The sequence below is a fragment of the Gallibacterium genomosp. 3 genome (assembly GCF_001678475.1).
In the GTDB taxonomy this organism is placed as follows: Bacteria; Pseudomonadota; Gammaproteobacteria; order Enterobacterales; family Pasteurellaceae; genus Gallibacterium; species Gallibacterium faecale.
The window spans coordinates 1-9434 of the sequence record NZ_JTJR01000042.1 but is presented as its reverse complement, the minus strand read 5'-3'; the positions used below and the strand labels follow the sequence as shown (position 1 = coordinate 9434).

Genomic DNA, 9434 nt, shown 5'->3' with positions numbered 1-9434 from the left:
AGTGTGAGAGGGAACCCATTCAACATTTATGAAGATTTGTGCTTAAATTTAGGTTTATCAGTAAGTTTAATAGCGAGTAATCCTACTCGCTATCTAAACTTAACAAATATAAATTATTTATCGCCAATTAATACAGATTCCAATGCAATCTCAATCATATCATTGAAAGTTAATTGACGTTCTTCTGATGTAGTTTGTTCACCAGTACGAATATGATCTGAAACAGTACAGATGGCTAATGCTTTCGCACCATATTCTGCTGCTACTGCATAAATACCTGCTGCTTCCATTTCTACACCTAAAATGCCATATTTTTCCATTACATCAAACATTTCGACATCTGGTGTATAGAAAAGATCTGCTGAGAAAAGATTTCCCACGTGCACTTTAGCATTTTTTTGTTTTGCTGCTTGTACAGCTGCTTGTGCCATATCAAAGTCTGCAATCGCAGCAAAATCATTATCTTTGAAACGGATACGGTTTACTTTAGAATCAGTACACGCACCTAAACCAATGATAACATCACGCACTTTCACATCATTGCGCACTGCACCACAAGAACCAACACGAATAATCTTTTTCACGCCATATTCAGTGATCAATTCTTTTGCATAAATTGAACAAGATGGAATGCCCATCCCGTGCCCCATTACTGAAACTTTTCGACCTTTGTATGTGCCAGTATAACCAAGCATATTACGTACGTTAGTTACTTCAACCGCACCTTCTAAGAAAGTTTCTGCAATATATTTTGCACGTAACGGATCGCCCGGCATTAAAACAACATCTGCAAAAGCACCATCAACGGCATTAATGTGTGGAGTCGCCATAAATTATCCTCTCTTTATTATTTGTTATGAAAATCAATGATTGTTGAACCATAATCCATTGGGCTTAATTCAAAGTAATTTGCGATGGTTTGCCCAATATCCGCAAATGTTTCACGTCTGCCAAAAGATTGTTTTGGTACATTTGCCCCATAAAGTAATACTGGAATATGTTCACGGGTATGATCTGTACCTGTCCAAGTTGGATCACAGCCATGATCGGCGGTAATTACCAACAAATCGTCACCTGTCACTAACTTCAATAGCTCTGGTAAACGTTGATCAAAATACTCTAATGCTGCCGCATAACCTGCAACATTACGGCGATGACCGAAATCTGAGTCAAAGTTCACAAAGTTAGTAAATACAATGGTTTTATCGCCTGCCGCACGAACTTCTTCTAAAGTACGATCAAATAGCTCTTCTAGACCTGTTGCTTTAATCTTACGTGTAATGCCTGTATGCGCATAAATATCAGCAATTTTACCGATTGACACCACTTCCCCATGTTTTTCATCAACTAATTTTTGTAACACAGTTGCTGATGGTGGCTCAACCGCATAATCGTGGCGATTTCCCGTACGTTGGAAATTTCCTGCTTTATCACCAATAAATGGACGCGCAATAACCCGACCAATGTTGTAGCCTTCTAATTCTTCACGGACTAAATGGCAAAGCTCATATAATCTTTCCAAGCCGAAAGTTTCTTCATGACAAGCAATCTGGAACACAGAATCTGCTGAAGTATAGAAAATTGGTTTACCTGTTTTCATATGTTCTTCACCAAGTTGATCTAAGATCACTGTACCTGATGAATGGCAATTCCCTAAATACCCCGGAATCCCTGATTTTTCTACGATGCGATCAAGTAATTCTTGTGGGAAAGAATTTTCGTGTTCAGGGAAATAACCCCAATCAAACAACACGGGTACACCAGCAATTTCCCAGTGACCAGATGGTGTATCTTTACCAGAAGAAATTTCTTTTGCATGAGCATATCCGCCAATGAGTTCTGCATTTTCATCTAAACCAGCTGGGAATGTGCCACTAGACTCTTTAGCTGCTAAACCTAAACCAAGTTTTGTTAAGTTAGGGATATTTAATGCACCTTCTCTGCCTTCATTTGCTAAACCTGCTGCACAACGTTCAGCAATATGTCCCAATGTATTTGAACCAGCATCGCCAAATTTATCAGCATCAGCAGATGCGCCAATACCGAAAGAATCTAGCATCATAATAAATACACGTTTCATAGAATCCTCTCTTAAACGATTATCTTAATTAATAGTTTGTTTTCGCAGATGCAGTTTCTACACCTAATGTGGATAATAGATTATTTAATAAACCTGAAGCACCGAAACGGAAATGACGTGGCGTTAACCATTGTTCACCAAAAAGATCCGCTGCGAGTTGTAAATATTGTTGAGCCTCTTCAGCAGTACGTACACCACCTGCCGCCTTAAAACCAACACGATCTTGGATACCTAAATCACGAATAGTTTCCAACATAATTTTGGCTGCCGACAATGTTGCATTGACTTTCACTTTGCCCGTAGAGGTTTTAATAAAGTCTGCGCCTGCTTGAATCGCAATTTCTGACGCTTTACGAATTAACTCTGCTGATTGTAACTCACCAGTTTCAATAATCACTTTTAATAATTTATCGCCACAAGCACGTTTACAAGCTGCGACTAATTCTGCACCAATTTTTTCATCCCCCGCCATTAATGCTCGATACGGGAACACAACATCAACTTCATCAGCACCAGATTGAATTGCCATTTCTGTTTCACGGCGAGCTAATTCAATATCTGCTGCCCCTGCTGGAAAATTGGTTACAGTAGCAACTGCAACTTGTGTACAACCTTGTTGCTGCAACGCTTGTTTTGCTGTTTGAATAAATTGTGGGTAAATACAGACTGCTGCGGTTTGCCCTACTGGATTGCTCTCTTTATGGCAAAGCTCAGTCACAATCTCATCAGTATCATTGTCATTTAAAGTGGTGAGATCCATTAAAGATAAAGCTAACTTTGCTGCTTGTATAAGATTAAGTTCTGACATAATTATTCCTTCCTATAAGAAAAGCAAACGTTTTCTATCCCCTAATAATAGAACACCACGACAGTTGTCGTGGTGTTTTTTGCGTGTAGTGATTATATCACAATGGTTAGCCCATTAATACCGGCCCAACCAATCCGATAAATAATCCAGCAATCGCTGCACTCATTAAATTAGATAATGAACCAGCAATAACTGCTTTAATCCCTAAGCGAGCAATATCTTTACGGCGATTTGGCGCCATTGTACCTAACCCACCAATTAAGATTGCGATTGAGCTAAAGTTTGCAAAACCACAAAGAGCAAAGGTAATAATTGCTTTTGTTTTTTCTGCTAATACCATTGGTGAATCTGGACCAAGATATTTAACGAAATCAACATAAGCCACGAATTCGTTTAATACTAATTTTTGTCCAATCATTGAGCCCGCCACTTCAGCTTCATTCCATGGCACACCAATAACATACGCTAATGGACGGAAAATCCAACCTAAGATAGTTTGTAGATTTAATTCTTTATGATCCAGTGAGCCAGAACCATACCCGAACCAATCAGCAACACCACCAATAATACCGTTTAATAATGCAATTAATGCGATAAAGGCTAATAACATTGCGCCCACATTCATTGCTAATTGCATACCTGATGATGCGCCCATTGCGGCAGCATCTAATACGTTAGACGGTTTATCTTCTTCACTATCCGATTTTAAATCATCGTTGAATTTTTCAGTTTGTGGAATCAAAATCTTCGCAAATAGTAACCCACCTGGTGCTGCCATAAATGACGCAGCGATTAAGTAAGGAAGTGGTACCCCCATTTGTGCGTAACCAATCATAACTGACCCCGCAACAGAGGCTAAACCACCACACATAATCGCAAAGAGTTCTGATTCTGTCATGGTAGAAATATATGGACGAACAATTAATGGTGCTTCAGTTTGACCAACGAAGATGTTCGCTGCGGCTGACATGGATTCTGTTTTTGAAGTACCAAGTACTTTTTGTAAGAAACCACCAATTAAGCGAATCACCCATTGCATGATCCCTAAGTAATAAAGTACTGAAATTAAAGAAGCGAAGAAGACAATTGCAGGTAATACGCGTAAGGCAAAAATAAAGCCACCGCCACCAAACAATTCAAACATCTTGTCACTGACTAAACCACCAAACAAGAAGTTAATCCCTTCGTTACCATAAGCAATCACTTTATTCACTGCCTCAGCAGCACCAAGTAATGCTTTACGACCTAATTCTGAATAAAGTACTAATGCTCCAATCCCTACTTGAATAACAAAAGCACCACCTACGGTTCTTAAATTAATCGCTTTGCGATTTGTTGATAATAAAAAGGCAATTGCTAATAACACAACAATGCCGATAATACTCATAAGTAAGTCCATAATTACCCCTGATTGGAAAAATGGCTGTTGATGAATGATGAGATAACTCATTTATCCCGTAAATGGGCCAAATAAAGCGTCCTTAGGATAAACGTGCCAACTATACCTGTTTTTCAAAAAAATGTCTGAGAAATTTGTAAAAATGAGAACGTAATCGATTACTTAATGACATTTTTTCACTTTGTTAGCTCATCTTGGCAAAAAATGACAAACTAAATTAGCAGTAAATGACAAATTATTTTTCTAAAAAAGCCTAAAATTATTTAGGGTCTATCGATATTTGATATTACTGCAATAAACTGTGTATTTAATTTAATTTAGTTTAGAAAATTTCGCATCGTCAGTATTTACTTTTAACAATGTACTACTATAATAGTGCAAGATTTTTATTTTGGAGAAATATTATGAGTCAGAAACTCCCTTCTTTACTTGGTGGTGCCATGATTATTGCCGGTACTGCAATTGGTGCTGGTATGTTTGCCAATCCAACCGCAACCGCTGGATTATGGTTTGTTGGTTCTATTTTGGCACTAATCTATACCTGGTTTTGTATGACGACATCTGGCTTAATGATTCTGGAAGCAAACTTACACTATCCAATAGGTGCAAGTTTTAGTACAATCGTGAAAGATTTATTAGGTAATACTGCCAATGTGATCAACAGTCTTTCCTTGGCATTTGTACTCTATATCCTCACTTATGCTTATATTACGTCTGGCGGTGGAATTACTGAAAATCTCCTCAATCAGGTCTTAACCACAGATAGTTATGCCGTTGAGTTAGGTAGAAGCTACGGCTCCTTAATTTTCTGTTTAGTATTAGCTGCTTTCGTTTGGTTTTCGACAAAAGCCGTTGATCGTTTCACTACGGTATTAATTGCAGGAATGGTAATCGCTTTTTTCCTTTCGACAACAGGTTTACTCACTTCCGTAAAAACAGAGGTACTCTTTAATACCATTGCTCAAGGCGAACAAAGTTATCTTCCTTATTTACTCGCCGCTCTGCCTGTTTGTTTAGTCTCGTTTGGCTTCCACGGCAATGTACCTAGTTTAGTAAAATATTACAATCGTGACGGTAAACGTGTCGAAAAATCAATTATTTTAGGCACTTTAATTGCGTTAGCCATTTATATCTTATGGCAGTTAGCGATTCAGGGAAATTTGCCACGCAGTGAATTTGCTCCAGTTATTGCTAAAGATGGCGATATTGCGGCTTTATTGGGTGCATTAAGTAAATATATTCAAACCGAATATATGGCGGTGATTTTGAATTTCTTTGCTTATATGGCAATTGCAAGTTCATTCTTAGGGGTAACATTAGGTTTATTTGACTATATTGCCGATCTTTGTAAATTTGATGACAGCATTATGGGAAGAACAAAAACAACCTTAATTACTTTCTTACCACCACTCTTACTTAGCCTACAATTTCCATTCGGTTTTGTAATTGCGATTGGTTATGCTGGTTTAGCGGCGACTATCTGGGCAGCCATTGTACCTGCCTTATTAGCCAAAGCTTGTCGTAAGCGTTTCCCTAAGCAAAGTTATACAGTTTTTGGTGGTAACTTTATGATTTATTTCATCATCTTATTTGGTGTATTAAATATTGTTGCTCAATTAGCTGCGCGTTATGGTTTTCTCCCCGTATTTACAGGTTAATTATGCAAAAAAGTGTTTATGACCAAGAGGAATTTTTCCAGCTCTATCAAAAATTAAGAACTAATCCAATCAGTTTGAATGAAATTGTCGAAAAGCCAACAATGTTCCGTCTTGTTGGCAATCTACAACATAAACGTGTTTTGGACTTAGGTTGTGGTACAGGTGTCCATCTTCAATATTATTTACAACAAGGTGCAAGCTATGCAGTAGGTATTGATCTTTCCGAAAAAATGATTGCACAAGCGGAAAAAAACCTACAACACAGGGGGGTTAATCAGCAACATTATCAATGCTATACCCTAGCAATGGAACAATTAGCCCAGTGTCCTGACAATCAGTTTGATCTTGTAACCAGTTCTTTTGCTTTTCACTATATTGAAGACTTTCCTGCATTATTGACACAAATCGCAGCAAAATTAACTGATAATGGACAACTTATTTTTTCTCAAGAGCATCCGATTGTAACTTGTTATCAAGGTGGTGAACGTTGGGAGAAAGATCAGAATAAACAACAAATTGCGTATCGTCTAAACTATTATCGAGATGAAGGATTACGCCAACGAAATTGGTTTCAGCAACCATTTAAAACTTATCATCGTAAATTAGCAACCATTATTAATGCTTTGATTCAAGCTGGTTTTGCGATTCAACAAATTGAAGAACCTATGTTGGCAGATCAACCAGAATGGCATAATGAGTTTAAAGATTTACAACATCGACCTGTATTATTATTTATCAAAGCACAAAAAATAGCTAAATAAAGGGTATTAAGAAAAGACATAAAAATCTTCAACAAAAATACTTGCATAAATCTAAAAAATCGCATAGTTTAAACAACGTTGCTTTTTAGTTAGGAATTAAAAGTTTTATGTTATTTGTTTGTATCTCTCATCATCATCACCATTCAACTGAATAATCTTTCAGGCGTTTGGTGCTGCTTGGAAGATAAAAAACTTCCGAGAGTACGAAAACTCAGTTATACCCTTCGGAAGTCCTCCGGAGGGTTTTTTATTTTTAAGCATTTACAAAAAAGAAGGATACACAATGTCAGACAAAACTCGTTTACGTATTGCAATGCAAAAATCTGGTCGTCTTAGCAAAGATTCCCAAGAACTCCTTAAACAATGCGGTGTAAAAATTAACTTAAATGAACAACGATTAATTGCTTACGCAGAAAATCTTCCTATTGATATCTTACGTGTTCGTGATGACGATATTCCCGGCTTAGTATTTGATGGTGTCGTTGATCTCGGGATTATTGGGGAAAACGTATTAGAAGAAGAAGAGCTTAGACGCAAAGCCAGTGGAGAGGAAGCGAACTATAAAATGCTGACTCGTTTAGATTTTGGTGGTTGCCGTTTATCCATTGCGGTTCCACAAGATGCCGAATATACCGGTCCAGAGTCATTAAATAATATGCGTATTGCTACCTCTTACCCACAATTATTAAAACGTTTTATGAGCGAGCGTGGCTTAAAATTTAAAAGCTGTCTATTAAATGGATCGGTTGAGGTTGCACCTCGTGCTGGCTTAGCGGATGCGATCTGTGATCTAGTTTCTACTGGAGCAACACTAGAAGCTAATGGATTGCGTGAAGTTGATGTCATTTATCGTTCAAAATCTTGCCTTATCCAACAAAATAATCCTCTAGATCCAGCAAAACAACAATTAATTGATAAATTACTCACACGTATTCAAGGGGTAATGCAAGCAAGAGAATCTAAATACATTATGTTACACGCACCAAAAAGTAAACTAAAAGAAGTCATTGCATTATTACCAGGAGTTGAAGATCCAACCATTCTACCGTTAGCAAATGAAGATGATCGTGTCGCATTACATATGGTTAGCCAAGAAAATCTATTCTGGGAAACAATGGAACAATTAAAAGCGATCGGTGCAAGCTCAATTCTTGTATTACCAATTGAAAAAATGATGAACTAAAGGAATCTCATATGAAAACGCTTATTTGGAACGATCTCGATCAGCAACAACGTCAACAAGCAATGCAACGCCCTGCTATTGGTAGCTCAAAAACGATCCAAGCTGCAGTTGATGAAATTCGTGAATTAGTCCTAACAAAAGGTGATCAAGCGTTGTTTGAACTTAACCAACACTTTGATAAAGTCGAATTGACCGCATTAAAAGTTTCGCCTGAGCAAATTGCTGCTGCTAGTGCCAGAATTCCAACTAAATTAAAACAAGCTATTCAAACTGCACAACAAAATATTGCCAGATTCCATCAAGCTCAAAAGCCACAACCAGTAGATATTGAAACGCAACCAGGTGTACGTTGCCAAGTATTAACTCGTCCAATTAATAAAGTAGGGCTATATATTCCTGGTGGTTCTGCACCATTATTTTCAACTGTGTTAATGCTCGCAACGCCAGCAAAAATTGCAGGTTGCCAACAAATTATCCTTTGTTCTCCACCACCTATTGCGGATGAAATTTTATATGCCGCTTCACTTTGTGGTGTAGAAACCATCTATCAAGTAGGTGGGGCACAAGCTGTAATGGCAATGGCATTTGGTACAGAGTCTATTGCTAAAGTGGATAAAATTTTTGGTCCCGGTAATGCTTTTGTTACCGAAGCAAAACGTCAAGTTAGCCAAGATCCAAATGGTGCTGCGATTGATATGCAAGCTGGTCCATCTGAAGTACTGGTGATTGCAGATCAGTTTGCTAATCCACAATTTGTTGCCGCAGATTTACTTTCTCAAGCTGAACACGGTTCAGATTCTCAAGTTATTTTGGTTACGCCGAGCCAACAACTCGCTCAAGCAACAGAAGCAGCTATTGCACAACAATTAACTCAATTACCTCGTGCCGAAACTGCTGAAAAAGCACTTTCTCATAGCCGTATTATCATCGCTGAAGATTTACAACAATGTGTAGAAATTAGTAATGATTATGCCCCTGAACACTTAATTGTGCAGGTTCAGCAAGCACGCGAATTATTACCTTATTTAGATAATGCAGGTTCTATTTTCTTAGGTGCTTATTCACCAGAAAGTATGGGCGATTATGCTTCTGGGACAAACCACGTCTTACCAACCTATGGATACAGCCGTACCAGTTCTAGCCTTGGTTTAGCTGACTTTAGTAAACGTATGACAGTACAAGAACTTACTCCGCAAGGATTTTCTGATCTTGCTCGTACAGTTGAATTAATGGCTGAAGCTGAGCAATTACAAGCCCATAAAAATGCAGTTACTTTGCGTTGTCAGTCGTTAAAGTAATTGGTAAAGCGGGCAAATTGCCCGCTTTAGTTTAATGATAAAATCTATTTAATATTTTTTCAGATATTTTTATTCTAATTAGTATTTAGGTTTCGCCCTAAAGGGCGACTTCATTTTCTTTACTTGTGTAAAGAAAACGAAGCAAAAGAAACACACCCTCGCACACTTGCTAACCCTCATTCCAATAAGATTTTCCGAGCGGCAAAAAACAGAGATTTTTCTCACTCCGTTCGAAAAATGATCACTT

General features: G+C 37.9%; 8 protein-coding genes and 1 other annotated feature. Of the genes, 4 read left to right on the top strand and 4 right to left on the bottom strand.

Annotated elements, in window-relative coordinates; genetic code table 11:
• Positions 1-113: 113 nt before the first annotated feature.
• The 4 genes from deoD to QV06_RS09665 form a co-directional block, all read right to left on the bottom strand.
• The gene (gene deoD, locus QV06_RS09680) at positions 114-830 is read right to left on the bottom strand and encodes a purine-nucleoside phosphorylase (RefSeq protein WP_065233780.1); all 717 of its coding nucleotides are present in this window, start codon (positions 828-830) and stop codon (positions 114-116) included.
• 17 nt (positions 831-847) lie between these two features.
• On the bottom strand, positions 848-2080 hold the full coding sequence (gene deoB, locus QV06_RS09675) for a phosphopentomutase (RefSeq protein ID WP_065237956.1): 1233 nt from the start codon (positions 2078-2080) through the stop codon (positions 848-850).
• Positions 2081-2108: 28 nt separating this feature from the next.
• Positions 2109-2888, bottom strand: coding sequence for a deoxyribose-phosphate aldolase (gene deoC, locus QV06_RS09670; protein WP_065237955.1), 780 nt, complete (start codon positions 2886-2888; stop codon positions 2109-2111).
• 106 nt (positions 2889-2994) lie between these two features.
• Positions 2995-4287, bottom strand: a complete 1293-nt coding sequence (locus tag QV06_RS09665; RefSeq protein ID WP_065237954.1) for a NupC/NupG family nucleoside CNT transporter — start codon at positions 4285-4287, stop codon at positions 2995-2997.
• Positions 4288-4688: 401 nt separating this feature from the next.
• On the opposite strand from QV06_RS09665, the gene mtr reads away from it, so the two are divergent.
• From mtr to hisD, 4 genes are all read left to right on the top strand, one after another.
• A complete protein-coding gene (mtr, locus tag QV06_RS09660) occupies positions 4689-5945 on the top strand; it encodes a tryptophan permease (protein ID WP_156542049.1) in 1257 nt (418 codons plus the stop codon).
• Between the two features lie 2 nt (positions 5946-5947).
• On the top strand, positions 5948-6706 hold the full coding sequence (locus tag QV06_RS09655) for a class I SAM-dependent methyltransferase (protein WP_156542046.1): 759 nt from the start codon (positions 5948-5950) through the stop codon (positions 6704-6706).
• A gap of 130 nt (positions 6707-6836) precedes the next feature.
• Positions 6837-6957: a sequence feature (His leader region), on the top strand.
• A gap of 32 nt (positions 6958-6989) precedes the next feature.
• Positions 6990-7889, top strand: coding sequence for an ATP phosphoribosyltransferase (hisG, locus tag QV06_RS09650; protein WP_065237951.1), 900 nt, complete (start codon positions 6990-6992; stop codon positions 7887-7889).
• A gap of 11 nt (positions 7890-7900) precedes the next feature.
• Positions 7901-9187, top strand: a complete 1287-nt coding sequence (gene hisD, locus QV06_RS09645) for a histidinol dehydrogenase (protein ID WP_065237950.1) — start codon at positions 7901-7903, stop codon at positions 9185-9187.
• Positions 9188-9434 lie beyond the last annotated feature (247 nt).